Origin of the sequence: Arthrobacter sp. UNC362MFTsu5.1, from assembly GCF_000685965.1 — a bacterium.
In the GTDB taxonomy this organism is placed as follows: Bacteria; Actinomycetota; Actinomycetes; order Actinomycetales; family Micrococcaceae; genus Arthrobacter.
Genome location: NZ_JMLE01000004.1, coordinates 66665 through 92763 on the forward strand (window position 1 = coordinate 66665; position 26099 = coordinate 92763).

21 protein-coding genes and 1 pseudogene are annotated in these 26099 nt (G+C 67.0%); 14 read left to right on the forward strand and 8 right to left on the reverse strand.

From position 1 onward, the window contains the following. Positions 1 to 6 precede the first annotated feature (6 nt). Positions 7 to 1287: pseudogene (locus tag BS38_RS26645) on the reverse strand (MFS transporter); the annotation flags it as partial. Positions 1288 to 1366: 79 nt separating this feature from the next. Here BS38_RS26645 and BS38_RS0105740 point away from each other — a divergent pair. From BS38_RS0105740 to proC, 9 genes are all read left to right on the forward strand, one after another. After that, positions 1367 to 2002: an ArsR/SmtB family transcription factor gene (locus BS38_RS0105740; RefSeq protein ID WP_028269929.1), complete on the forward strand. Its 636-nt coding sequence runs from the start codon at positions 1367 to 1369 to the stop codon at positions 2000 to 2002. A 107-nt stretch (positions 2003 to 2109) separates the two neighbouring features. Further along, positions 2110 to 4845: a type I DNA topoisomerase gene (topA, locus tag BS38_RS0105745; protein ID WP_028269930.1), complete on the forward strand. Its 2736-nt coding sequence runs from the start codon at positions 2110 to 2112 to the stop codon at positions 4843 to 4845. A 142-nt stretch (positions 4846 to 4987) separates the two neighbouring features. Continuing rightward, complete coding sequence (locus BS38_RS0105750) at positions 4988 to 6043, forward strand: hypothetical protein (RefSeq protein WP_231511102.1); 1056 nt, start codon at positions 4988 to 4990, stop codon at positions 6041 to 6043. A gap of 119 nt (positions 6044 to 6162) precedes the next feature. Then, complete coding sequence (locus BS38_RS0105760) at positions 6163 to 6612, forward strand: SseB family protein (protein ID WP_028269932.1); 450 nt, start codon at positions 6163 to 6165, stop codon at positions 6610 to 6612. Between the two features lie 81 nt (positions 6613 to 6693). Next, positions 6694 to 7779: a Ppx/GppA phosphatase family protein gene (locus tag BS38_RS24495; protein WP_043437832.1), complete on the forward strand. Its 1086-nt coding sequence runs from the start codon at positions 6694 to 6696 to the stop codon at positions 7777 to 7779. A 1-nt stretch (position 7780) separates the two neighbouring features. Next, positions 7781 to 8617, forward strand: a complete 837-nt coding sequence (locus BS38_RS0105770; RefSeq protein WP_028269933.1) for a sugar phosphate isomerase/epimerase family protein — start codon at positions 7781 to 7783, stop codon at positions 8615 to 8617. 120 nt (positions 8618 to 8737) lie between these two features. Further along, positions 8738 to 9079, forward strand: a complete 342-nt coding sequence (locus BS38_RS0105775; protein WP_028269934.1) for a YciI family protein — start codon at positions 8738 to 8740, stop codon at positions 9077 to 9079. A gap of 17 nt (positions 9080 to 9096) precedes the next feature. Further along, on the forward strand, positions 9097 to 10413 hold the full coding sequence (locus BS38_RS0105780) for an RNA polymerase sigma factor (RefSeq protein ID WP_028269935.1): 1317 nt from the start codon (positions 9097 to 9099) through the stop codon (positions 10411 to 10413). Between the two features lie 533 nt (positions 10414 to 10946). Continuing rightward, positions 10947 to 11780 (forward strand): pyrroline-5-carboxylate reductase, encoded by an 834-nt coding sequence (gene proC / locus BS38_RS0105785; RefSeq protein ID WP_028269936.1) that lies wholly within the window; start codon positions 10947 to 10949, stop codon positions 11778 to 11780. Between the two features lie 54 nt (positions 11781 to 11834). On the opposite strand, the gene BS38_RS0105790 is transcribed toward proC, so the two are convergent. After that, positions 11835 to 12521, reverse strand: coding sequence for a potassium channel family protein (locus BS38_RS0105790; protein ID WP_043437835.1), 687 nt, complete (start codon positions 12519 to 12521; stop codon positions 11835 to 11837). Then, positions 12514 to 13947, reverse strand: coding sequence for a TrkH family potassium uptake protein (locus tag BS38_RS0105795; RefSeq protein ID WP_028269938.1), 1434 nt, complete (start codon positions 13945 to 13947; stop codon positions 12514 to 12516). The genes BS38_RS0105790 and BS38_RS0105795 overlap by 8 nt, the downstream gene beginning before the upstream one ends. A 104-nt stretch (positions 13948 to 14051) precedes the next feature. Between BS38_RS0105795 and BS38_RS0105800 the strand changes: the two genes are divergently transcribed. Then, the gene (locus tag BS38_RS0105800) at positions 14052 to 15275 is read left to right on the forward strand and encodes an acetoin utilization protein AcuC (RefSeq protein ID WP_028269939.1); all 1224 of its coding nucleotides are present in this window, start codon (positions 14052 to 14054) and stop codon (positions 15273 to 15275) included. Between the two features lie 45 nt (positions 15276 to 15320). Here the strand turns inward: BS38_RS0105800 and BS38_RS0105805 are convergent, their stop codons facing one another. Continuing rightward, on the reverse strand, positions 15321 to 15812 hold the full coding sequence (locus tag BS38_RS0105805; protein WP_028269940.1) for a hypothetical protein: 492 nt from the start codon (positions 15810 to 15812) through the stop codon (positions 15321 to 15323). A 155-nt stretch (positions 15813 to 15967) separates the two neighbouring features. Here BS38_RS0105805 and BS38_RS0105810 point away from each other — a divergent pair, with 155 nt between their 5' ends. After that, complete coding sequence (locus tag BS38_RS0105810; protein WP_028269941.1) at positions 15968 to 16528, forward strand: ArsR/SmtB family transcription factor; 561 nt, start codon at positions 15968 to 15970, stop codon at positions 16526 to 16528. 98 nt (positions 16529 to 16626) lie between these two features. Here BS38_RS0105810 and BS38_RS0105815 read toward each other — a convergent pair whose 3' ends face one another. Then, entirely contained in the window at positions 16627 to 18009 is a 1383-nt protein-coding gene (locus BS38_RS0105815; protein WP_028269942.1) for an alpha-hydroxy acid oxidase, read from the reverse strand. Between the two features lie 90 nt (positions 18010 to 18099). Here BS38_RS0105815 and BS38_RS0105820 point away from each other — a divergent pair, with 90 nt between their 5' ends. Further along, positions 18100 to 18807 carry a FadR/GntR family transcriptional regulator gene (locus BS38_RS0105820; protein WP_028269943.1) on the forward strand — a complete coding sequence of 236 codons (708 nt, stop codon included), beginning with the start codon at positions 18100 to 18102 and terminating at the stop codon, positions 18805 to 18807. A gap of 14 nt (positions 18808 to 18821) precedes the next feature. Here BS38_RS0105820 and BS38_RS0105825 read toward each other — a convergent pair whose 3' ends face one another. Together BS38_RS0105825 and BS38_RS0105830 are read right to left on the reverse strand one after the other, a co-directional pair. Beyond that, complete coding sequence (locus BS38_RS0105825) at positions 18822 to 21320, reverse strand: beta-glucosidase family protein (RefSeq protein WP_028269944.1); 2499 nt, start codon at positions 21318 to 21320, stop codon at positions 18822 to 18824. Beyond that, positions 21321 to 22643 (reverse strand): MFS transporter, encoded by a 1323-nt coding sequence (locus tag BS38_RS0105830; protein ID WP_231511103.1) that lies wholly within the window; start codon positions 22641 to 22643, stop codon positions 21321 to 21323. A gap of 109 nt (positions 22644 to 22752) precedes the next feature. On the opposite strand from BS38_RS0105830, the gene BS38_RS0105835 reads away from it, so the two are divergent. Continuing rightward, positions 22753 to 23346 carry a TetR/AcrR family transcriptional regulator gene (locus BS38_RS0105835; protein ID WP_043437838.1) on the forward strand — a complete coding sequence of 198 codons (594 nt, stop codon included), beginning with the start codon at positions 22753 to 22755 and terminating at the stop codon, positions 23344 to 23346. Here BS38_RS0105835 and BS38_RS0105840 read toward each other — a convergent pair. Beyond that, positions 23343 to 24371 (reverse strand): LacI family DNA-binding transcriptional regulator, encoded by a 1029-nt coding sequence (locus tag BS38_RS0105840; protein ID WP_028269947.1) that lies wholly within the window; start codon positions 24369 to 24371, stop codon positions 23343 to 23345. The two genes, BS38_RS0105835 and BS38_RS0105840, sit on opposite strands and share 4 nt — an antisense overlap. Positions 24372 to 24577: 206 nt before the next feature. Between BS38_RS0105840 and BS38_RS24500 the strand changes: the two genes are divergently transcribed. Next, positions 24578 to 26095, forward strand: coding sequence for a Gfo/Idh/MocA family protein (locus BS38_RS24500; protein WP_051628750.1), 1518 nt, complete (start codon positions 24578 to 24580; stop codon positions 26093 to 26095). Positions 26096 to 26099 lie beyond the last annotated feature (4 nt).

Here is a 26099-nt window from a genome sequence, read left to right on the forward strand (position 1 = left end):
GGCGGGCGGTTCCGCCGGACCGTCCGGGTCTGAACCGAAGCGCCACAGAACAGTAATCGCGATGGCCAGCGACACCAGCGCGCCGATGCCGCCGACCAGCAGGAAGGCGGCCCGGACCGGCAGCAGGACGCCGAGTAGGCCCCCGAACGCCAACGCCACCACGGTGATGGCGCGGGTCAGGCCGCCGATCATGGACATCGCCTGCCCGCGGCCTTCCTCGGGCATCCGAAGGATGACGATCGCTCCGAAGCAGGCGTTGAGGACACCGCAGAAGACTCCCATCCCGGTGTAGGCCACGAACATCAGCTCCACGGTGGGCACCAGCCCGATGACCGCGAGTACCGTGGACGTCAGCGCCATGGACCCCAGGAGGACGCGGAGCCTGACCGGGGCTGATGTGATGCGGGCGGCGAGAACGGCTCCGGCGGCCATTCCCAGGGCAAAAGAGGCCACGAGCAGGCCGTATTGCGTTTCGGACGCGCCCATCTCGCCCCGGACGAGGAAAACTTCAAGGACGTTGGTTGCTTCCCCCACGGCAATAAAGAACAGTGCGCCGAGCACCAGGGCCCACACCAGGCTGTCCCGCCGGATAAGCCGGAGCCCGTCCATCAAAGCGGGCAGCTTCCTGCCGGCTCGTTCGGCGGAGGTGCCCCTCCGGGTCCGGATCAGGAACGCGCCCACTCCCATCAGGACGTAGAGGGCGCTTGCCACGGAAAACACCAGCAGCGAACCGCCCCACCCACTAAGCACTCCGCCTGCCGCAGGCCCTGCCATTCCCGCGATCATGATGGTTGCCTGCATGGTTCCCACGGCCCTGGGTGTCCGCTCTTCCCCGACAATGCGGGGCAGCAGGGCCTGAAACGTCGGGCCGGCCACGGCCTGGCAGGCGTTCAGCAGGAACGTGAGGGCGAAGAGCACGGGAATGTAGTTTTCCAGGTAGTGCATGCTTAGGCCCATGCCTGCAATGGCTGCGGCACTTCCGGCGGAGGCCGCCGTCGCGATTGTCCGGGAATCCCTCGTGTCAGCGAGCCGCCCGGCCCAGGGGGCAAGGATCACCAGCGGCAGGGCCGAGCACAGCAGGTAGGCGGCCACGAGCCAGGAGCCCGCGAGCGTGACGGTGCCGGCCGCGGTCAGTGCCTGCAGATGCAGCATTACGCTGACCACCACGGCACCCATGCCGGTGGCAGCCAGGAACCGGGCACTGCTTGCCAACAGGAAGTCCCGGTTTCGCCAAAGCGCTGGATTTACTTGTATTAAGGCAGGCGATCTCCCGGCCATGTCCCCCATGTCCGCGAAACTACTCCCCGGTGCGATGGAATGTCAAGCGTTTCTTTCAGAGTTGGCTGATCGCCGATAGAATGGAGTCGTGAATGCAGAAACTCCAGAAACGGAGCCGGCCGCACAAGAGGGTGCCAAACGCAGGGCACGGCCGGAAAAGAAGGTGGAGATCACCGACCCGAAGGCCATCCGCGCGCTGGCCCATGCGGCACGGCTGGAAGTGATCTCGGAACTGTATTCCACGCAGGTCAGCCGGACGGCGACGGAGCTTGCCGCGCAGACCGGCCTGACGCCGAGCGCCATGAGCTACCACCTGCGGGCCTTGCAGAAATGGGGAATCGTGGAGCCGGCCGCCACTGCCGGCGACGCCAGGGAACGCCGGTGGCGGGCCGCCGGAACGGACTTCACCATCAATTCAGGCGGGGGAGTGGCCAGCCCCGAGTTTGCCGTCCTCGACCTGGAGCTGGATGCCTTCCGGCGCAGGGTCAACGCCTACGCCAAGGTCCGTGACGAACGCCGGAAGAACAGCGAATCGACCGAGGCGCCCGGTGTCGTGGTGCTCTCCAGCAACCTGCTGTACCTGACACCGGCGCAGCGCTCCGAGCTCACCGCCAAGGTGTTCGGGCTGCTCAAGGATTACGAGCTCGAAGACCCGGACCAAGTTCCCCACGGCGCCGAGAGAATGGCCACGATGTGGTCCATGATTCCTGACGACCGTAAGTGATGCCCGGCACCCGTTTTCCACATGAATGCGCATCATCCTTCAAAATATGGTGAACTAGGCGAGTATGGGCTCATCTGCCCGAGCCAACCTTTTTCTGTAGGAGCACCGTGCCAAGCAAGGCCAAAACCGGCAAAAAACTCGTGATCGTGGAGTCTCCGGCCAAGAGCAAGACCATCGCCAAGTACCTGGGCGAGGGCTTTATCGTGGAGGCTTCCATCGGTCACATCCGTGACCTGCCGCAGCCTTCGGAGCTCCCTGCCGAACTCAAGAAGACCTCCATCGGCAAGTTCGCCGTCGACATCGAAAACGACTTCAAGCCGTACTACGTGGTGTCCGCGGACAAGAAGAAGAAGGTGACTGAGCTCAAGGCTGCGCTCAAGGACGCCGACGAACTCTACCTCGCAACCGATGGGGACCGCGAGGGCGAGGCCATCGCGTGGCACCTGCTGGAAGTACTCAAGCCCAAGGTGCCGGTGTACCGGATGACCTTCGGCGAAATCACCAAGGAAGCCATCCAGCGCGCCATGGGCAACCTGCGCGACGTCGACCAGGACCTGGTGGATGCACAGGAAACCCGCCGCGTGCTGGACCGCCTGTACGGCTACGAAATTTCCCCGGTGCTGTGGCGCAAGGTGGCCCGCGGCCTGTCAGCCGGCCGCGTCCAGTCCGTGGTCACCCGCATGGTGGTGGACCGTGAACGGGAACGCATGGCCTTCAAGGCCGCGTCCTACTGGGACCTCACGGGCCAGTTCGGCGCCGGCTCGGGTGCTGCTTCCTCTTTCAAAGCGAAGCTGGCGGCCGTTGATGGCGCCAAGGTGGCCAGCGGCCGCGATTTCAACGACAACGGCGAACTCACCTCGCGCAACGTCGCGCACCTGAACGAGGAACTCGCCACGTCCCTCGCGGCAGGCCTGCAGAGCGCCGAGTTCCGTGTCCGCTCCGTCGACACCAAGCCGTACACCCGCCGTCCGGCCGCTCCGTTCACCACGTCCACGCTGCAGCAGGAAGCCGGGCGAAAGCTGCGGTTCTCCTCCAAGAGCACCATGCAGGTGGCCCAGCGCCTCTACGAAAACGGCTACATCACCTACATGCGTACGGACTCCTCCGCGCTGAGTGACGAAGCAGTGACGGCCGCCCGGCGCCAGGCGTCCGAGCTCTATGGACCGGAGTACGTGCCGCAGTCGCCCCGGGTCTACACGGGCAAGGCCGCCAACGCGCAGGAAGCCCACGAAGCTATCCGCCCCGCCGGTGACTCCTTCCGCACCCCGGCGCAGGTAGCCAAGCAGCTGTCCGGCGACGAATTCCGGCTCTACGAGCTCATCTGGAAGCGCACCGTCGCCTCCCAGATGGGCGACGCCAAGGGCTCCACGGCCACCATCCGCCTGGGCGCGGTGGCAGCGGACGGCCGGGACGCCGAGTTCTCCGCCTCCGGCACGGTCATCACGTTCCCCGGCTTCCTTGCAGCCTACGAGGAAGGCAAGGACGAAAGCCGCGGCGACGACGATTCCGAGGAAGCCCGCCGCCTGCCCAACGTGGCCAAGGACGATGCACTCACCGCCTCGGACATCATTGCCGTTGGCCACGAAACCTCGCCGCCGCCGCGCTACACGGAAGCCTCCCTGACGGCGGAGCTGGAAAAGAAGGGCATCGGACGCCCGTCCACCTATGCCTCCACCATTTCCACCATCCAGGACCGCGGCTACGTGCGAAAGCAGGGCTCCGCGCTGGTCCCGAGCTGGATCGCCTTCTCCGTGATCCGGCTGCTCGAACAGCACTTCCACGACTACGTGGACTACGAGTTCACCGCGGACATGGAAGGCGACCTGGACAAGATCGCCAACGGCCAGGCCGTGGGCGCCGCCTGGCTCAAGCACTTCTACTACGGCGAAGACTCCGACCCCGGTCTCTTGAGCATCGTCAACAACCTTGGTGAAATCGACGCCAAGGAAATCAACTCCGTGCCGATCGCCGAGGGCATCACCCTTCGTGTGGGCAAGTTCGGCCCGTACCTGGAAAGCTCCATCCCCACGGTCGACCCGAAGACCGGCGAAGTGGTTGAGTCTGCCCGCGCGAACGTCCCCGAGGACCTGGCTCCGGATGAGCTGACTGCCGCCAAGGCCAAGGAACTGATGGAGACGGCCGCTCCGGAGGAGCGTGTCCTTGGCGATGACCCGCACACCGGTCACACGGTGGTGGCCAAGAACGGCCGCTACGGCGCCTACGTTACGGAAGTCATTCCGGAAATGACCGACGAGCAGCTCGCCAACCAGCCGGTGGAGTACTACAAGAACGGCAAGCCCAAGCCGCCGAAGAAGCCCGTAAAGGCCAAGCCGCGCACCGGCTCGCTGTTCGCCTCGATGAGCGTGGACACGGTCAGCCTGGAAGAGGCCCTGCAGCTTATGAGCCTGCCGCGCGTACTCGGCGAGGACGCCGAAGGGAACGTCATCACCGTGCAGAACGGCCGCTTCGGCCCGTACCTGAAGAAGGGCACGGACTCGCGGTCCATCGGTTCCGAAGAGGAAATCTTCACGATCACGCTGGAGCAGGCGCTGGAGATCTACTCCCAGCCCAAGCAGAGGGGTGCGCGCGCCGCCGTGCCGCCGCTCGCCGAGTTCGGCCCGGACCCGGTGTCCGAAAAGAACATCGTGGTCAAGGAAGGCCGCTTCGGACCGTACATCACCGACGGCATCACCAACATCACCGTTCCGCGCGCCACCTCCCTGGAGGAACTGACGCGCGAGCAGGCCGTGGAACTCCTGGCGGAGAAGCGTGCCAAGGGCCCGGCCAAGCGTCCCGCCGCACGCAAGGCCCCCGCTAAGAAGAAGGCCGCTGCCAAGAAGTAGGGGCCCTTCCGCCCGAGACGGTGGGTGCGGGCCGTGGACTGCGTTCCGAAACGCAGCCCACGGCCCGCACCCACGTCCTGGGTTCTCCACATGGCCCGGCGCCGTGCTTCCGCGCTTCCCGACGCCAGTGGAGGCTGGTGCAATGAACAATCAGGGAATGCCCCAGCCGCGTGAAGCCACAGATCCGCTCGCTAACATCTGGGCGGAGGCCACGCCGTTCCCCTCCATCGCGTCCGCTCGCGTCATGCCCACGGGCCCCGTGAGCAGTGCCGCCGTCGTACCCGGGAGTCTGCTACCGGCCGGCGACGTCATGTGGCGGACGGAAGAGCTGCTGGCCCAGGGTCTCAGCAAACGGCGCATCAGCGAGCACCTCCTTGCTGGCGTCCTCGTCCGAGTACGCACTGGCATCATGGCCCGCGGCAGCTACTGGAATGCCCTTTCTGACGGTGACCGGGGGCGTGCGCGGCTCGTCGCCTACAGCAAGCGGACCCTGCCGGCGACGGCCGACGGCCTGACGTTCAGCCACACGTCCGCCGCCCGGTTGCACCGCCTGTATCTGTGGCGGGCCGACCAACTGATTCACGTGACCATTCCCTACCACGCGGCCCGGGGTTCCCACGCTGCCGATGTCAGGGCGCATTCAGCTCATATCCTGGACAGCGACCGCATCGAGGTAGGCGGTCTGCCAGTAACGTCATTGGACCGAACGGTGTTGGACTGCGCCCGGATGCTCAGCTACCGGCAGGCACTGATCCTCCTCGACCACGGGCTACGGAGCGGAGCGGATCGGCACTGGCTGGAATCGGAGTGCACCCGGCTGGCCGGGGTCCGGGGCGTGGCCGGCCTCCGCCGGGCGCTGGCTTTTGCGGACCCACTGTCCGAGTCGCCCGGCGAGTCGTTGACCAGGGACGTCATTGCGCGGTTGACGTTTCCTGCCCCTGTGCTCCAGTTTCCGGTGCAAACAGCCCGTGGTACCTACCGGTTCGACTTCGCATGGCCGGAACTCCGCGCCGCTTTGGAATTCGATGGGAAGTCAAAGTACTTCGATTACAAACCGACAGCCCAAGTGATTTATGAGGAGCGGGAACGGGAGAAGCTGTTGACCGAGCAGGGGTGGCGGATCCTGCGCATTGGCTGGAAGGACCTGTTCGACGAGCGGGGCATGAAAGTGCGGCTGCTGCGGCTCCTGCGTGGCTGAGGCCGTGGGTGCGGGCCGGGGGCTCCGTTCCGGAACACAGCCCCCGGCCCGCACCCACGAAGTCGAAGCCGGACGCCGCACGTTTGCGCCCCGCCCGGCAAACGTGGTCGAGTAGAGACATGACTGAACAGCCTGCACCCGCGGAAATCCAGCCCCTGAACGACCTCGAAGAGAAGCTCGCCACAGGTGACCACCCGGATGCCAACCCGGTGGACGTCATCCTGTCCTTCCTCAACAACGAGGTCTACATCATCAGCTCCGACGCCCTTGAAGGCGAAGACGCGCAGGTGGAGCCCCTGGTGCTCTCCAACGCCGAGGGCAAGCCCGTACTTGCCGTCTTCTCGCACCCGAGCCGGGTGGACCAGCAGTTCCTCGACGCGGCCCCCAACGTCCTGGGCACCCAGGGCGCCGCCATCATCGGCAACCTCGGCGACGAGCTCGGCATGGTGATCAATCCGGGCAGCGCCTTCGGCTTTGAAATCGATCCCGAGGGCGTGGCCAACATCCGCCGTGACTTCAAGCGGGCGGACCAGCCGTCAGAGGATTCCGCCGAAGCAGCAGCCGAGTAGCAGCTGCTTTAATCCCGACGCGGACGGGCAAGCCGCCGACGCAGTTGCGCCGGCGGCTTGCTATCGGTGAATAATGGCAGAATGCGTCTTGGCGTCCTCGACATAGGATCAAACACCGTCCACCTGCTCCTGGTTGATGCGCATCCCGGCGCTCGGCCGGTGCCCTTTGCCTCGCACAAACGCCCGTTGTCGCTCGTGCAGTTCCTCGACGCCGAGGGAAACATCAACGACGCCGGCCAGCACGAGCTCATCGAATTCGTCCTGGAAGCGTGGGAGTTCGCTGCCAAGCACAAAGCCCAGGACTTGCTGGCCTTTTGTACGTCGGCCATCCGCGAAGCCACCAACGGGCCGGCCGTGCTGGCCAGGGTCAAGCACGAAACCACGGTGACGCTCCAGGAACTCACCGGCAGCGAGGAAGCGTCCATGACGTTCTTTGCGGTCCGGCGCTGGTACGGCTGGGGCGCCGGACCGATCCTGAACCTCGACATCGGCGGCGGCTCCTTCGAAATGGCCCTGGGCCAGGATGAGCTGCCGGAACTGGCCACCTCCGTGCCGCTGGGAGCAAGCCGCCTCACCCGCGACTGGCTGCACGAGGACCCGCCCACGGCCAAGAGCGTCAAGGAGCTCCGGCGCTACATCCGGGCCACCCTGAAACCCGCTGTCAAAAGCTTCAATGAGCTGGGCAGGGCCAACGTGGTGGCCGGGACGTCCAAAACCTTCCGCTCCCTGGCGCGCATAGCCGGCGCTGCCCCGAGCGCCGCCGGACCGTACGTTAAGCGCCAACTGGGCGCCACGGACCTCGGCATCTGGGCCCAGCGGATATCGGCCATGAAAACCGAGGACCGGCTGCACCTCCCCGGCGTCTCCGAAGCCCGCGCCAACCAGCTCCTCGCGGGAGCACTCGTGGCCGAGGCCGCCCTGGAACTCTTCGAATTCAAGAAGGTCAAGATCTGCCCGTGGGCGTTGCGTGAAGGACTGATCCTCCGCAGGCTGGACCAGCTGATTTTCGAAGGTCCCCTGGAACCCGCCTCCCACGTAGCGCTGCCGCCGGTTACGGCAGCCCCCGCCGCCGTAACCGCGCAAGCCGCCGAAATCGCGGAGGCCGTCGAAACCGCCCCGGCTGCCGCAGCGGCCCCGGCCACCGTATCCGGCGGGAGGGCCGACTGAGATGAGCGCCGGCGTCGAGCGTTCCCCTGAAGAGAACCGCGTCATTCCGGTGGCGCTGTCCAGCGCGTCCGTCTACCCGCTGAGCGTGCACGATGCCTTCGCCGTGGCGCAGGACCTGGGCTTTGACGGCGTGGAAGTGATGGTCACCAACAACACGACCAGCCAGAGCCCGCACTCCCTCCTGGAGCTCAGCCACCGCTACCGGCAGCCGATCGTCTCCATCCATGCACCCACGCTGCTGCTGACCCAGAAGGTGTGGGGTTCGGCGTGGAACAAGATCGAAATGTCCTGCCGGATGGCCCGAGAGGTGGGCTGCGGCACCGTGGTGGTTCATCCGCCGTTCCGCTGGCAGAACAACTACGCGGAGAATTTCCCGGCCGGCATCCGGCAGCTCGCCGATATGTACCAGGTGCGGATCGCCGTCGAAAACATGTATCCGTGGCGCGTGCGGGGACGGGAGACGGTTGCCTACCTGCCGCACTGGGACCCGCTGGGGCAGGATTACGACGACGTCACCTGGGACTTCTCGCATGCCGCCACCGCGGGGGCCAACAGCGTTGAGGCGATCAAAGCCCTGGGCAGCAAGCTCAGGCACATCCACCTGACGGACGGATCAGGTTCCGGACGGGACGAGCACCTGATTCCCGGTCGCGGCAACCAGGGCTGCGCCGAAGCGCTGCAACACCTGGCAAGGACCGGCTTCGACGGCGTGGTGGTGGCGGAAATCTCCACCCGGCGGGCGAAGTTCGCGGGGGAGCGCGAAGAGTGGCTGAACGAAACCCTGACGTTCGCACGCCAGCACCTGAGCCACCCGCTGGTCGGTGCGCGGGAGGCCTAGCCACACTGTCGACAGGCTTTCTCAACGGGGTGGTGCGGGATGTCGATACGGGCGGCGGCCGTTCGTGTAGAGGGTGAGACGCCGGCACCTGGCCGGCCGAATCCGCAAGGAGGAAACCAAATGTCACAGTACCTGCTCAGCATTTACCAGCCCGACGGCCCCGTGCCGGACGCGGAGTTCCTGGAGCCCATCATGCGCGAGCTGGGGACCCTTAACGAGGAGATGAAGGCAGCCGGCGCCTGGGTGTTCGCAGCCGGCCTGTATCCGGCGGACACCGCCACGGTCCTGCGGCCGCAGGGGGACGAGGTGCTCATCACCGACGGCCCCTTCACCGAGGGCAAGGAGCATCTGGGCGGTTTCACCGTCGTTGACGTGGGCGACCTGGACGCGGCCCTCGGCTGGGCCCGCAGGCTGGCAAAGATCGTGACCCTGCCGGTCGAAGTCCGCCCCTTCCAGCACTAGGCGTTCGGACGCATCCGATGACGGGACCCGTTTCCGGGACCGGTGCGGGGGATCCTGGCGGGGATCCCGCGGTGGCGATAGCCCGCGTCTTCCGCCGCGAGTACGGCCGCGCCGTGGCGGTCCTGGTCCGGGTGTTCGGCAGCATTGACATCGCCGAGGACGCCGTCCAGGACGCGTTCACGGCAGCGGTGCAGCGCTGGCCGTCCGCGGGCATCCCGCCCAGTCCCGCCGGCTGGATCATCACTACTGCCCGCAACAGAGCCATCGACCGGCTCCGGCGTGACGCCGCCCGCGACGACAAATATGCCCAGGCGGCGCTGCTCCACTCCCGGAACGGGGAAGCCCCGGGAGCGGCGCCCGAAGACCTGCTGATGGATGAGCTGGGGGAGGAGGCCGGAGTGAACGATGACACGCTGCGGCTGATCTTTACCTGCTGCCACCCCGCCCTCGGAATGCCGGCGCGCGTGGCGCTGACGCTTCGCCTCTTGGGCGGGCTGGGTACTGCGGAAATTGCGCACGCCTTCATGGTGCCGGAAAAGACCATGGCCCAGCGGCTGGTCCGGGCCAAGGCCAAAATCCGGGACGCCCGGATTCCCTACCGCGTTCCCCGCGGTGCCGAACTGCCGGAGCGGCTGACAGCCGTGCTCGCCGTCGTCTACCTCATCTTCAACGAGGGATACAGCGCGAGCTCCGGCGAGGCAATGGTCCGGGACGAGCTTTGCACGGAGGCCGTCAGGCTGGCCCGGCTCCTGGTCGCGCTGATGCCGGACGAACCCGAAGCCCAGGGGCTGCTGGCGCTGCTGCTGCTGATTGGGTCGCGGCGCGCCGCCAGAACGGCGCCCGACGGCGGCACGGTGCTGTTGGCGGACCAGGACCGGGCGCTGTGGGACCAGGACCTGATCCTCGAAGGCCAGGCGATTGTGCGCCGCTGCCTCCGCCTGAACCGGCCGGGACCGTACCAGCTTCAGGCTGCCATCAACGCCGTCCACAGCGACTCCCCGTCGGCCGGTGCGACGGACTGGAACCAGATCCTGCGGCTGTACGACCAGCTCCTGCAGGTGTCGCCCGGCCCGGTGGTGGCCCTCAACCGGGCGGTGGCTGTTGCCGAAGTGCAGGGCCCCGCCGCGGCCCTCGGGCTGGTTGATGCCCTGGACCTTGGGGGCTACGGCGTATTCCACTCGGTGCGAGCGGACCTCCTCCGGCGCCTGGGCCGGTACTCCGAAGCCAGGAAGGAGTACCGGAAGGCGCTGGCGCTGGCAGGAAATGCGGCTGAGCGGCGGTTCCTTGACGGCCGGCTGCTGGAACTGCCCCCGGCTGGCGAGCCGTCGTCGTGAATGCTTCCGTTCGAGGCGCAAGGCCCCGGTGAGCGAGCAAAGCCCCGGTGAACGAGAAAAGCGCCGGAGAACCTGCCAAACCCCGGAGACCTTAAAAGAGAAAGCGCCGGACGGTCCTGCCGAAGGAATTGGGGGAACCCTTCCGCAGCCGCCCGGCGCCGCGCCGGTCCCGAAGAACCGGCTGTCATCACTCGCACCTGTGAGGCACTTCCAAGCTAGCGACCCAGTTTGGGTGTTTCAGGAATTTTCCCTGTGCGTTGGCTGGCAATGTGCACTGGCCGGGGCTGAGGACGGGGCCGGGAGCCCGGACTTAAAAAGAGAAGCACCGGCGGCCCTGGCAGGAAAATGGGGGAAACCTGCTGCAGACCACCGGTGCCGGGCAAACATCCCCATGCTTGCCGCATCACTCGCACCCTCAATGAGGTAATAACTACGTTAGGCGTCCACTTTGTGAAGAAGCTGCGGCCATCATGTGAGCCAGCTGTGAATGGGGCCGGATGCGACAATGCTCGGCGAACTGCCATGATGGACCAATGAGCAACCGAATCGCATTCCTTGGCTGTGGATCCATGAACGAGGCCGTCATGAGCGGCATGCTGGAGGCCGGAACGGACCCCGCGGATGTCGTGGCCACCGTCCGGCGCGCTGAACGTGCCGCCGAACTTGCCCAGCGGCACCCCGGCATAACGGCCATAGCCGGCGAAGAGGAGCCGGAAAACAACATGCAGGCGGCCACCGGCTCCGACATCGTGATCCTTGGCGTCAAGCCTGTGGGAATTGCCGATCTCGCGAGGGAAATCAGCGGTGCGTTGTCCCCGAAGACCATCGTCATCAGCGTGGCCGCCGCGGTGTCCATCGCGCAGCTCGAAGCTGCACTGCCGGCCGGACAGCCCGTGATCCGCACCATGCCGAACACGCCTGCAAAACTCGGGCGCGGCGTCGTGTCCGTCTCGCCCGGAACCCACTGCTCTGCCGAACAGCTGCAGCTGGCCAAGGACGTCCTCAAAGGTACCGGGACCGTCGTGGAGGTGCCCGAAGAACAGGTGGATGCGCTGTCCGCCATCAGCGGTTCGGGTCCCGCCTACGTGTTCTACCTGGCCGAAGCGATGGCGGCCGCCGGCGTCGAACTGGGGCTGGATCCCGAGCTGTCACTCCTGCTGGCGCGGGAAACGGTTGCGGGCGGCGGCCTGATGCTGGCTGAGCCCGGCGCGGATCCCACCACAATGCGGAAGGCGGTGACCAGCCCGAACGGCACCACCGAGCGGGCCATCGCCACATTCGACGAGCGCGGCCTGCCGGCGATCATCGCCGACGGCGCCCGCGCCGCAGCCGCCCGCGCCGCCGAAATCACCCGGCAGCTCGGCTAGCGGCCCCGGCGGGGGCCACCGCAGGCTCGCGGCCCACCGCAGGCTCGCGGCTGGCTACGGGCGGGCGGCGAACCGTTCCAGCAGGTCCACGTGGCCGGACACGATCAGCATGTCCCGCGACGACACCTTGGTCTCCGGGCGGGCGTACGTGAAGTCCTCGCCCGGGGTCTTCACGCCCACGATGGTCACGCCGTACTTGGAACGGACCTTGGATTCCTCGAGGGTAAACCCGACAGTCTCCCGCGGCGGATACATCTTCACGATCGCGTAGTCGTCGTCGAACTCGATGAAGTCCAGCATCCGTCCGGACACCAGGTGCGCGGCACGGACACCGGCGTCGGCCTCCGGGTAGATCACGTGGTTGGCGCCGATCCGGGTCAGGATCTTGCCATGGGACGGGGTGATCGCCTTGACCCAGAGATGCTGGATCCCGAGGTCCACCAGGTTCACGGTGATCAGCACCGAGGATTCGATGGACGTTCCCACCCCCACCACGGCGGAACTGAACTCCTGCGCGCCGAGCTGGCGCAGGGCGTCGATGTTCGTGGCGTCGGCCTCGACGACGTGCGTGAGCACGGGCGCCCATTTCTGCACCAGGTTGCGGTCGCGTTCGATCGCCAGGACCTCGCGCCCCTGCTTGACCAGCTGCTCGGCGGTGGATGAGCCGAAGCGGCCCAGTCCAATCACCAGCACGGGGGCGTTGTGGGCGGGGCGATTTACGGCGCCTGAGGAATCAGCCAATGATGGGCCTCTCTTCCGGGTAGTGGTACAGCTGGCTGCGCTGGCGCAACGCCAGCGCAGCGGCGAGGGTCACGGTGCCCACGCGTCCGGCGAACATCAGCGCGGACAGGACATAAACGCCCGACGGCGGCAGCTCGGCACTGAGGTTCGTGCTGAGGCCAACAGTGGCGAAGGCTGAGATGGTTTCGAAGAGCACCCGGTCCAGGGAGGCCCCGCTGATGTGCAGGAGCAGGAAGGCCGAGACGGAGACGAGGGTGGCGCCGGCGACGATCACCGAGATGGCCACCCGCATGGTTCCCTGTGGAATGGTGCGGCCGTAAACCTTCACATCGGCGTCGCCGCGGGCCTCGGCCACGATGGCCAGGAACATGACGGCGATGGTGGTCACCTTGATGCCGCCGGCCGTGGAAGCCGACCCGCCACCGGCGAACATCAGGGCGTCGGTGAGCAGCATGGTGGTGGATTCCATGTGGTTCTGGTCCACCAGGTTGAAGCCGCCGGACCGGGTCATGACGGAGGCAAACAGCGAGTGGGCGATTTTATCGCCGACATCCATGGAACCGATGGTCCGCATGTTTTCCCACTCCATGAGCCCCCACAGCAGCGTTCCGGCAGCCAGCAGGATGAACGACACCTGGATGGTCAGCTTGGTGTGCAGGTTCCATTTCTTCCAGTTCAGCCCGTTCTGCTGCAGCACCATCACCACGGGAAAGCCCAGGCTGCCCAGGAAGACGCCGAGCATCAGCGGGACCAGGATCCAGAGATCGGTCTCGTAGGGGACGATGCCGTCCGAGTGCGGCGTGAAACCGGCGTTGTTGAAGGCCGAGATCGCATAAAAGACGCCGTGCCACACCGACTGTCCCAAGCTCTCGCCGAGCGTCAGGAAGCGGGGGATCAGGGTGACCGCGAGGGCGGCCTCAATGACCACGGACGTGGTGATGACGATCCGCAGCAGGGTGCCCACCTCGCCGAGGCGGCCGGCGTTGTTCATGGCTTCCTGGGCAATCAGCTTGCCCCGGACGCCGAGCTTCTTGCTGACCATCAGCGCCAGCAGCGAGGCCAGCGTCAGCGTGCCGAGGCCGCCGACGAAGATGCCGATCAGGATGACCAGCTGGCCGAAGAAGGACCAGTGCACCGCCGTGGACACGACGGTCAGGCCGGTGACGCAGACCGCGGACACCGCGGTGAAGAGAGCCTGGTGCAGGGGAGTGAAATCGCCGGAGGCGGAGGACGCCGGCAGGGACAGGAGCCCGGTGAACAAAATGATGACAACACCGAACGCGGTCAGCGCCAGCCGTGCCGGCGACGTGTTGGCGATGTTGTCGATAAAGTCGCGGATACCCGTGAAAATCCACAGGCCCTCACGCTCCGGCATGCCGGGATGCCAGTTAGCCGGGCTCTGGGACCTCGGCTGGCTTTGCGTCATGTGCGGCTTTTCCTCGGTTGAAACTGCTTCCTTCAGTAGTAAACCACTATATTCCGCGCGATGACCGGGAAATCCGGGTGCCCCGCTCAGGTAGCCTGTCCTTGATGACATTCCTGCCCGGACTCACGCAGCCCGCACTGCCAACGATGGTGGTGTGGGACATGGCCATGACTGCATACAACTTCGGCCACGGGCACCCGATGGCACCGGAACGGATGGAGCTGACCGCCCGCCTGGCCCGCAGCCTGCGCCTGCTGGACCTGGGGCACGTCACCGTGGCCGCCCCGGACGTGGCCGGCGACGAGGAACTGTGCACCGTCCACAGCCCCGAGTACGTGGCCGCGGTCCGCCGGGTCAGCGCAAACCCGGACGTCCCCGACCTTGCCCGGGGCCTGGGCACGGAGGACGATCCCGCTTTTGCCGGCATGCACGAGGCCAGCGCCCGGCTGGCCGGCGGGTCACTGCTGGCTGCCCGCGCCATCCTGGACGGCAGCGCCGTCCGGGCCGTCAACTTCGGCGGCGGCATGCACCACGCGGCCCGGGAACGCGCCAGCGGATTCTGCATCTACAACGATGCCGCCCTGGCGATCCAGAAACTGCTCGACGGCGGCGTGCAGCGCGTGGCATATATCGACGTCGACGCCCACCACGGCGACGGGACGCAGAGCATCTTCTGGGATGATCCCCGGGTCCTCACCATTTCCCTGCACGAGACCGGCCTGACCCTGTTCCCCGGGACGGGCTTTGCGAACGAGATCGGCGGCCCCAACGCGGAAGGCAGCGCGGTCAACGTGGCACTGCCCGCCGGCACCGGCGACGCCGGCTGGCTCCGGGCATTCCACGCGGTGGTGCCCCAGCTGATCGGTGCCTTCGAGCCCGAGGTGATTGTGAGCCAGCACGGCTGCGACTCGCACCGGCTGGATCCGCTCACGCACCTCAACATCAGCGTGGACGGCCAGCGTGAAGCGGCCACCGCCGTCGGGAACCTCGCTGCCCGCTACTGTGACAACCGGTGGATTGCCACCGGCGGGGGCGGCTACAACGTGATCAGCGTGGTGCCGCGCTCCTGGAGCCACCTGATTGCCATCGCGGCCGGCCGGCCGGTGCCGCTCCGCACCCCGGTCCCCGCAGACTGGCGCCAGTACGTCCAGGAGAAGTACGGGGCCGTTTACGGCGTGCCGGCGCCCGAATTCATGGGCGACGACGTGGACGTGTGGTGGCGTTCGTGGGAGGTGGGCTTCGATCCCAACGACGAAGTGGACCGCACCGTAATGGCCACGCGCAAGGAAGTGTTCCCGCTGTACGGGCTGGATCCCTGGTTCGACTAGCGCTGTTCGACTAAATCTGGTTCGACTAACTCTGGCCCGGCCGGGCTAGGAAACCGGCTTCTCGGTCTGGAACACCACCCCGGCGGCCCCGATCAGCCAGCCCAGCAATGACAGCGCGAAGGCGCCGATCAAGTCCGTGGACGCTGTTCCCTTCACCAGCCAGAGCAGCAGCACCAGCAGCCCCACCGCCAGGTACACCACCACTGCGGCCACGATCCGGCCGGACAGGCGGGCAGTGACCTCCGCCGGGTTGAAGGAGACGGCATCCGCGTCGCCCGGGGCGAGGTCGCGCTGCACCTGTTCGTCACGGCGCACCTCGGCGATGGTGAATCCGAGGGCCGACGCCGTCAGCGAACTCAGTGAGGTGGCCAGCACGCCAGCCGCGGTGACCAGGGCACCGTTCAGCGGCGGCGCAACCGTCCTGCCGTCCGGCACCCAGAAGCCGACGCGCAGCAGCACGGAGCCCCAGACCGCGACGAACAGGCCCAAAAACACAAACGCGATGATGTTGAACAGCTGCTGGCGGAGGAAATCCATGGCCACCCACCCCTCATGTTTGAGCGGCCGCAGCCGGAGAGCCCGGGGCAACCGTGAGTCCGTTCTAGCACCGGTGCCGGTACAGGGCAATGGCCGTCGTGCGCGGGACGAAATAGTGGATGCCATCCGGCGTATATGTCGCTAGGGTGGATCACATGGTGACAGACGACGTATTTGCCGTCATTGCTGAGGCAACCCGGCGTGACATTCTGGTATCCCTCCGCTCGGGGGACAAAGCAGTGGGGGAACTGGTAGAGGAACTGGATGCCAGCCAGCCCACCATTTCCAAGCATTTGAAGGTTCTCCGCGAGGCCGACCTCGTCAGCATGCGGGCCCAGGGCCAGAAGCGTTACTACGCCCTGAACCCCAAGCCCCTTGCCGGCGTCGCCGATTGGCTGGGGACGTTCGACGTCGGGCCGCAGGCCGCCGCCGTCGTCAGCTCCCCGGCCGCCCAGATCCTGGAGGGAAAAACGGAGCAGGCTGCGGAAACCGCGGCACCGTCGCCGGTGCCGGCCGCTGCGGGCACCGCCCGTCCGGCCGCCGCGGCGGTGCCCGGCGCCTCGGAGGGCGGCCAGCTGAGCCCGGCCGTTGCGATCCCCGTGGCCACCGCCGGGGACGACACCGTCCCGCAGCAGATCGGCCGTACCGTGGGCCGCGCCGCCACGAAGGCCGCGGACCTCATCGCAAACCTGCCCAAGTTCGGCCGCAAGAAGTAGCCCGGTACCCAAGTAGGTAGCAGCAGGTGTCGTTCTGAGCGTTCAAAACGACATCTGCTGCTACCTAGTTGGGCGGGGCCTCCGAAAGCCGGGGCGGCCTACCTGCCGAGGATCCGCACGTGGTCCGGGGTCAGCTCGGAGAGCTTGCTGACGCCCAGCAGCGCCATGGTGCGGGTCATGTCCTTTTCCAGGATCTGGATGGCCCGGTCCACGCCGGCGCGGCCGCCGGCCATGAGGCCGTACAGGTAGGCGCGGCCGATCAGCGTGAAATCGGCGCCCAGTGCCAGCGCGGCAATGATGTCCGCGCCGCTCATGATGCCGGTGTCCAGCATGATCGCGGCGTCCGAGTTGTCCTTGGTGAACGCTTCCTTGACGTCCGGCAGCAGGTGGAACGGGATGGGTGCGCGGTCCAGCTGGCGGCCGCCGTGGTTGGAGAGCACCACGCCGTCGGCGCCGTGGTCCACCACCTTGCGGGCGTCGTCGACGGTCTGGATGCCCTTCACCACCAGCTTGCCCTTCCAGGTTTCGCGCAGCCAGTCCAGGTCCTCGAAGGTCAGGGTGGGATCGAACATGGAGTTGATCAGGTCCGCCACGGTGCCGGTGTAGCGGGAGAGCGACGCGAAGGTCAGCGGTTCGTGCGTGAGGAAGTTGAACCACCAGGCCGGGCGGTACGACGCATCCAGGACGGTCTTCAGCGTGAGCGCCGGCGGGATGGTCATGCCGTTGCGGACGTCCCGGAGGCGGGCGCCGGCGACGGCGGTATCCACCGTGACCATCAGGGTGTCGTTTCCTGCCTTGGCGGCGCGTTCAATGAGTTCGAGGGAACGGTCGCGGTCCGTCCACAGGTACAGCTGGAACCAGTTCCGTCCGTTGGGTGCCGCCTCGGCAACGTCCTCGATGGACGCGGTGCCCATGGTGGAAAGCGTGTAGGGAATCCCGGCGGCCTCGGCGGCCTGGGACCCGGCGTACTCACCTTCGGACTGCATCATCCGGGTGAAACCGGTGGGTGCGATGCCAACGGGCAGCCGGGACGGCCTGCCCAGGATGTCGGTGCTCAGGTCGATACTGGAGACGTTCCGGAGGATGCCCGGCCGGAATTCAATGTCCAGGAAGGCCTCACGGGCGCGGCGCAGGGTGATTTCGGCTTCTGCCGCGCCGTCGGTGTAGTCGAAGGGAGCCTGCGGGGTGCGGCGCTTGGCCATGTCGCGCAGCTCCCAGATGGTGCTGGCGCGCTGCAGCTTCGCGGCACGGCTGAACTCCGGCTTCTTGAACTGCATCAGCGGCGCGAGGTCCGAATACTTGGGCACCCGGCGCTTGAGGGCCGCCGGGACCGCCGCTGCGGCACGGTTCACGGCGCCGTTCACGGCTCCGGACAGGGACGTACCCGCAGGCGCGGCAGCGCCGGCCACGTCAGTTCCGGCCACGTCAGTCTCAGGGGCCGGGGTGGTCTCGGGGTTGTTGGGCTGGATGGTGTGCGTCATTGCTGCCTCCGGGGCATCGGGCTGTGGTGGCTCTGTGGTCTAACCACACTCTAAAGGATGTGGTCCAACCACATCAAGTACCATTGGCCCATGCGTACTCATCAATTGGTCCTGCAATGGATCGAGAACCAGCTTTCCAGCGGCGAACTTGCCCTGGGCGGCCGGCTGCCGGCGGAGCGGACGCTGGCCGAGCAGCTGCAGGTCTCGCGCACTTCCGTCCGTGAAGCGATCCGCATCCTGGAAGCCATGGGCGTTGTCCGGGCAGGCGTGGGATCCGGTCCCGACGCCGGCACCGTGGTCATCGCGGACCCGACGGCGGCGCTCGGCTCGGCGCTGCGCCTGCATGTGGCCACCTCGCACCTGCCGGTGGCGGACATTGTGCAGACCCGCGTCCTGCTCGAGTCCTGGGCTGTCGCCCGGGCGCGCACGGACTCGCCGGCCCTCGCGGAGGCCGCCTCACTGCTCGAAAAGATGGACGCCTGCCCGGACACCGATGAATTCCTGGCCCTCGACGTCCGCTTTCACCTGGCCCTCGCCGAGGCGGCGGGCAACGCCGTGGTCAGCGCCATGATGGGCTCGCTCCGGGAAGCGATCCAAAGCTACGCCGGCAAACTCACGGCAAACCTTCCGGACTGGGACGCCACCGCCGCACGGCTCCGCTCCGAACACCGCAACATCCTCGCCGCCATCAACAACCACGACGGCGGCAGGGCAGCCGGGCTCGTTGCGGCCCACATCGAGGGGTATTACAAAGAAGCCGGGCTGGGTCCGAAGGATTCGGACCCAGCCCGGCTTTAGCCCGGACAGCTCAGTTAGCGCAGCTCGATCTCCAGCGTCTGGAAGTCGTCGGCCGAGTGCCGGCCCACCAGCAGGCGGAACGTGCCCTGCTCGAACTGCCAGCCGCCGTCGTAATGCCCGAAGGCCTTGGCCGGGATACGGACTTCAACGCTGTCCGTTCCTGCCGGCGCCAGGTGCGTTCCGGCGTAGCCGGCCAGCCAGCGGACCGGCCGCTCCACGGCGGACTCCGCACGGTCGAGGTACACCTGGACCACTTCGCGGCCGGTGCGTGTGCCGGTGTTACGGACCGGGACGTGCAGCACAACGTCCTGGCCGGCGCTCACGTACTGCGGTGCGTGGGCGGTGCCCAGCTCAAAGGTGGTGTAGCCCAGCCCGAAGCCGAACGGCAGCGCCGGAGCGGCCCCGCCCGCGGCTTCCTGCTTGAGCCATGCCCGGTAGCCCACGTGGATGCCCTCCGAGTAGACCACCTTGCCGTCCACCGGCGTGGTGTTGAGGACGGGGACATCCGCCAGCGCTGCCGGCCACGTGGTGGGCAGGCGCCCGCCCGGTTCCTCCGTGCCCAGCAGGATGTCGGCGATGGCAGTGCCGAATTCCTGGCCGCCGAACCAGCCCAGCAGTACCGCGCCCACCTTGTCCAGCCACGGCATGAGCACGGGCGATCCGGAGTTCACCACCACCACGGTGCGCGGATTCACGGCGGCCACGGCTTCCACCAGCTGGTTCTGCAGGCCGGGGAGGTCCAGGTCCTTGCGGTCGAAGCCTTCCGACTCGATGGCCGCGTTGGTGCCAACCACCACAACGGCGACGTCCGCTGCGCGGGCGGCTTCCACGGCGGCGTCGATCTCCGACTGCGGGTCCGCCACCACGGTTTCCTCACCCAGCAGGATGGCGGTGAAGGGGATGACCTGTTCTTTGGGCAGCTGGTATTCGGCCTCGATCCGGACGCTCTGGCCGGCGGCTGTTTCGATGGCATGGACGGTCTTGGGCGGATCGAACAAGGCGGCGCCGAGGACGTCGGTGTCGTCTTCGAGCTCGCTGTTGAACACCTCGGCTCCGTCAAGCGCCAGCCGGATCTGGCCCACGGTGCCGACGCCCAGGTGGTGGACGCCCGCCGTGTCGGCAGTCCAGTCGGCCTCCATCCGGATGGAAGCGGCGCCAGCGGGAATTCCGATGCCGAACCAGATCAGGTGCGAGGCGAGGCGGTCTTCGCCGAAAATCTCGCTGCCGTCAGCGGCAAGGAACGTCACGCGGATTCCGGGAACACCGGAGACCGGGTTTCGGAGCGAGGTGCGGGGGAAGGCCTGGAGGCCCTCGGCCACCTTGGCGCCGCGGACATAGGTGACCTTGACGTCGTCGGGCAGTGCCTTGCGGAGGCCCTGCAGGGGCGAGACGGTGTACTTGGGCATCACGGTGGCGCTGCCGCCGCCCTGCGTGCGTGCTTCCTCGGCGTTGTGGCCGATGACCGCCACACTGCCGAGCTTCGTGGCGTCGAGCGGCAGGAGGCCGCCTTCGTTGCGGACCAGCACAGCGCCGCGCACAGCCACTTCACGGGCGACGGCGGCGCCGTTCAGCTGGGCGGGGAGCTCGGTCACTGCAGGCGTGAAACCTTCGAGGGAGCCGACGCGTGCCGCCAGCCGCAGGATGCGGGTGACTTTCTCCACGATGGCGTCGCGGCTGACGCGGCCGTCCTTGACGGCGGCCAGCAGCTTGGGGCCCCAGTGCCCGACAGGTCCCGGCATTTCCAGGTCCTGGTGGGCGTTCGCCGCATCCACCGAGCGCACGCCGGTCCAGTCCGAGACCACTACGCCGTTGAAACCCCATTCCGTGGACAGCGGGGTTTCGAGCAGCTTGTTTTCGCTCGCGGTGGTGCCGTTGATGGAGTTGTAGGAGCTCATCACCAGCCACGCGCGGGCTTCGGTGATGGCGTCTTCGAAGGCCGCCAGGTAGAGCTCGCGCAGCGGACGTTCGTCCACTACCGAGTCTGCGGTGAAGCGGTCCGTCTCGGCCTCGTTGGCCAGGTAGTGCTTGGGGGTTGCGCCCACACCCATGGACTGCACGCCGGCAACATACCCGGCGGCCATGGTTGCGGTCAGCCGCGGATCCTCGCTCATGCATTCGAAGTGCCGGCCGCCCAGCGGGGAGCGGTGCAGGTTGATGGTGGGGCCCAGGACGGCGTGCACGCCCTTGCGGCGTGCCTCCTGGCCCAGGACCTGGCCGTAGCGGCGCGCCGTTTCGACGCTCCAGGTGGCGGACAACGCGGACGACGACGGCAGGGAGACGGAGTCGTGGCGCTCATCGAAGTCTTCACCGCGGACCCCGGCGGGGCCGTCGGACATCACCACGCGGCTCAGTCCGATTTCCGGAATCGCATGGGTGGACCAGACATCCGCACCTGTCAGCAGCTGTGCCTGCTGTTCGAGGGTGAGGCTGCGGGCGAGTTCGCGGATCCGGGCCTCGGCGTCCGGGGAATCCGGTGCCGGGGCCAGCGCGGCCGGTGAGAGTGCGGGATTCATTTACTTGACTCCTTTGATGCGGATGACGAGGACGGCGCCGATGATGCCGATGGCCGCACCGCCGAGGAACAGGGCGGGGTAGCCGCCGAATGCAATGACCGGGAAGGCGACGGCGGGCACCAAGGACTGGGGGAGAGCCTGGGCGATGTTGAAGACGCCGAAGGTCTTGGCGTTGTCGCCCTGGCTTCCGGGCAGGAGGTCGGTAATGAGGGCGACGTCCACGGCGCTGAAGCAGCCAAGGCCCAGTCCGGCGATCGCCTGGCCCACCAGGACCTGGCCGGTGGTGCTGCTGGTGGCAATGACAATCAGGCCCACCATCATGATCAGGGCGGAGATGATCACCATGCCTTTGCGCTTGCCGATGCGGTCGCTGATCCAGCCGCCGGCGAGGCTGGTGGCCACCGTACCGGCGGAGCTGACCAGCGTGGCCTGGAACACCAGGCTGGTGACCTGTGATTCAGCCACGTGCAGGTGGTCGGTGAAGAAGTACGGCAGGTAGAGCAGGCCGGCGCAGTAGCCGATGTACACCATGAACTTGGTAAGCCAGGCCCAGCCCAGGCCGGGGTAGAGGCGGGGATTGAAGTAGAAGGAACCCAGGATTTCCTTGAGGTTCAGCGGGGCGGGCTTTTCCGTCAGCACGCGGTCCTTGAAGGTGAAGGCGAAAGCGATGGCCACTGCGGTGCCGACGATTCCGGGCACAACGGCCATCTGCAGCGCGTTATCGAACATTTGCGCGAAGAAGGCGGCGGCCACGAGGCCGATCGGAAGGGTCATGCCGATCAGGCCGGACAGGCGCCCGCGCTCAGCCGGCGCGGCCTGGTCCGGAAGCGTTGCCACAAGTGCTGCCAGGGCGGCGTTGAAGCCAAGCTGGGCGATGACCCAGGCAACCAGCACGCCCGCAACACCCGTGGCTGAACCCAGCAGGAAGAGGGAGGCGAGGCCCAGGAGCGAGCCGCCGACGATCCACGGTTTGCGCATGCCGAACCGCGACGTGGTGCGGTCGCTCAGCCTGCCGAAGAACGGGTTGGCGAGCAGGGCAACCAGGGCGCCGACGCCGGCCACGAGGCTCAGTGCCCCGGCGCGGGTGTCCGGCGTGGTGATTTCTGAGACCTTGATGGCCAGGACCACCAGGGCCGGTGCCAGGACCGCCATCCAGAGTCCCGCGCTGGCGATGGGCATGCCGATGACGTAGGCACGCGGGGCCTTGGTCTGTGCCGCAGCGGGCGGTGTACCCGGAGCGATGGTGCTTGTTGAAGTACTGCTGATCTGTGTTCCGCTGGCCGGAGAAGCCTCGGAATCCTGGGGAATGGTCTTGACGGCCACGTTGCCTCCTGACGAAAAGTGACCCTCCGTTGGGTCCTGAGAACGATGGTAGCGACAAAAACCGAGTGTGACTAGATTTTCGCTGAAAAAAGTGAAATACACTGACTCAATGTCAACGTCGAAGCCACGCGGCCAGTACGCAAAGGGAGCGGAACGCCGCGAACAGATCATCCAGACGGCCACTGATGTTTTTGCCACGGAAGGCTTCGAAGGGACCGCGCTCAAGCGCGTAGCGGAGCTGGTGGGGGTCAAGGAGGCCACTCTGTTCCACTACTTCCGGGGCAAACAGGAACTGCTGACGGCCGTGCTGGCTGAGCGGGACCGGCGGAGCCTGGCCGTCAGTGACCAGGAGGAAGCGGGCCTTCAGCTGTTGGCGCTGATCGCTGAGCGCAACCGCAAGGAGCCGGGGCTGACCACGCTCTATGCCGTGGCCTCGGCGACGGCAAATGATCCGGGGCATGACTCCCACCCCTATTTCCAGGAACGCTATGCCCAGGTGGTGGCGGACCTGGCCGAGGACATCGGCCGGCGCCAGGGTGCCGGCGAAGTGCGCACGGACGTGTCCGCCACCATGCTGGCCCGGCTGGTGGTGGCGGCCTTCGACGGCCTGCAGTTGCAGTGGCTCTACGACAAAAACGTCGACATGGCGGAGGGCCTGTCCCAGCTCGTCGACGTGCTGCTGGCCCCGCCCGGCGGGAGTTAGTTGGTCGCGGGTGCGGTTCCTGAGCTGCTGCGGACTTCGAGCTTCGGTTCGAATACCGTGGGCCCCCCGGCGGGTGCGTCGGAGGGGACCTGGCGGATCAGGTCCCGCATCCGGTGCCACGCCTGCTGGCCAAGTTCGGTGATGGGAACCGCCGCCGTGGTGAGTGTCGGGGTGGTGTAGCGGGCAAACGGAATGTCGTCGAAGCCGGTGACGGACATGTCGTCAGGGACCCGGATCCCGCGCTCGTGGAGTCCGCTCAGCAGGCCCATGGCCACGAGGTCGTTGAAGGCCAGGATGCCGGTGGCGCCGCTTGCCAGAACGGCATCCACTGACTGGTGCCCTGCCTCGAAGGTGGAACCGCCGTCGAGCATTTGCAGCTCAATCCCCGGGTGGGCCGCCGTGAACTTTGCCAGGCCCGCGAGGCGCAGGCCGTTGGACGCGCTCCGGGCAGGACCGGCCAGGAAGGCGAGGCGCGTATGGCCCAGGCCCACGAGGTGCTCGGCCAGTTCCTGGATTCCCTGGCCGTAGTCCACCATAAGGCTCGGCGTATGGGTGTCCACGGTGGTGCGGTTGATCAGCACCATGGGCTGGAGTGACGGCGCCAGCTCTTCCAGTTCGGCGTCGGCCATGCGCGGCGCGCACAGCACCAGGCCGTCGCAGCGGCGGCGCGCCTCGCCCGCGAGGATGGCCTCCTCGCTTGACACCTCGGACGAATCGGCGATCAGGACGCGGTAGCCATCCTGGGCGGCCGCCATGCTGAGGCCGCGGAGGATGGCCTGGAAAGTGGGGTTGGAGAGGTCCGGCACCACGATCCCGATGGTGTCCGTTTTGCCCAGCGCCAGGCTGCGGCCCACCGGGTTCGGCTGGTAGTTCAGCTCGGTTGCGGCCGCCCGGACCCGCTCGGCGATGGTGGGGTCAACCGTGAAGTTGCCGTTCATGACACGCGACACGGTGGCGTGCGAAACGCCGGCCTTGAGGGCGACGTCGGCAATGCCGATTCGCCGGGTGGTGGCTCTCCTGCCCAATGCTGCCCCTTTCCGGGCTTCTCCGACCCCTGCCGGATTTGTCTTCCCGTTCGGGCCTCCCCGTTCGGGGGATGGTTGACGGGACCGCCAGAGTCTTGATACAAAGCTTATAACGCTCCGAGAAAACGCTTTCTCACAATTCTCACCGCACCACTACCGGCCGTCAAGCGGCCAGCGTTCCTGCCTTCCGAAAGGGTTACACCGCAATGGGCAACACCGCCAATACCGTCACTCCGGGCAGCACCGTCGCAGCCGACGGCACAACAGCCAGCGGGACAGCAGCCAGCGGGACAGCAGCCGCAGCCGCCGGCTCTGTCTCCGCCCACCCCGTCCGCAAAGCGCGCATCGCGCTGATCGGCACCGGGGGCCGGTCCGAGATGTACATCCGTGCCATCTTCGGCAAGCACTCGGATACCGCCGAACTGGTGGCCTTCTCCGACGTGAACCCCGGCCGCGTGGAGTTCTACCAGAAACTCATCCAGGAACTCGGCGCTCCGGGTCCTGTCGCGGCCTTCGATCCCGCCGATCTGACCGCCTTCATCCGGGCCAACGACATTGACCGGGTCGTGGTGACCACGCCGGACTACACCCACGCCGACTACATCGTGGAAGGCCTCGAGGCCGGTGCCGACGTCGTCGTCGAAAAGCCGCTGACCATCGACGCCGAAGGCTGCCGCCGGATCACCAAGGCGGTGGAAGAGACTGGCCGGAACGTGGTGGTCACCTTCAACTACCGCTACTCGCCGCGCAACAGCGCGCTGAAGGAGATCATCCAGAGCGGCGTGATCGGCAAGGTCACGTCCATCGACTTCAGCTGGGTCCTGGACACGGTCCACGGCGCCGACTACTTCCGCCGCTGGCACCGCGAAAAGAAGAACTCCGGCGGCCTGCTGATCCACAAAGCCTCCCACCACTTCGACCTGGTCAACTGGTGGATCGACGATGTGCCGGAGCGCGTTTTCGCATCCGGCGGACTGAAGTTTTACGGCGACACGAACGCCGCCGAGCGCGGCCTGGGCCCCCGTCCGGAGCGGGGAACCGTGGACACGGAGGTCCGGGACCCCTTCGCGCTGGACCTGCGTGAAGACGAGCGGCTCAAGGCGCTGTTCCTGGACAACGAGCATTACGACGGCTACCGCCGCGACCAGGACGTCTTCACGGCCGGCATCACCATCGAGGACAACCTGGCGCTGGTGGTGGACTACCAGGGCGGTCCCGTCCTCAGCTACTCGCTCAATGCGCACAGCCCGTGGGAGGGCTACCGCGTGGCCGTCAACGGCACCGAGGGCCGCGCCGAACTCGAAGTGGTGGAACGCGCAGCGGTGGTGCACAGCACCGACAAGAAGACCGTGGTGGATCCCTCCGCGACGCCGGTCGATGAAGACGACGCGGTCCGCCGCAACGGTGAACGGCTGGTGGTCCAGCGGCATTGGGAGGCGGCCTATGAAGTGCCGATCGTCAACGGCGAAGGCGGCCACGGCGGCGGCGACGAGCTCCTCCTGTCCGATCTCTTCAACGGCCCCGGCGAGGACCCGCTGGGCCGTCCGTCCGGCTACCTCGACGGCCTCCGTTCCGTTTCAGTCGGCATTGCCGGCAATGCGTCCCTGGAGTCCGGGCTGCCGGTCCGCACCGCGGACCTGGGACTCGGCGCCGACCTCCGCCGGGCCGCCCGGCCGGCGGCCCGATCGGCGTCGACCGGGCCGGCGTCGACCCGTGCCCAGTGACCTG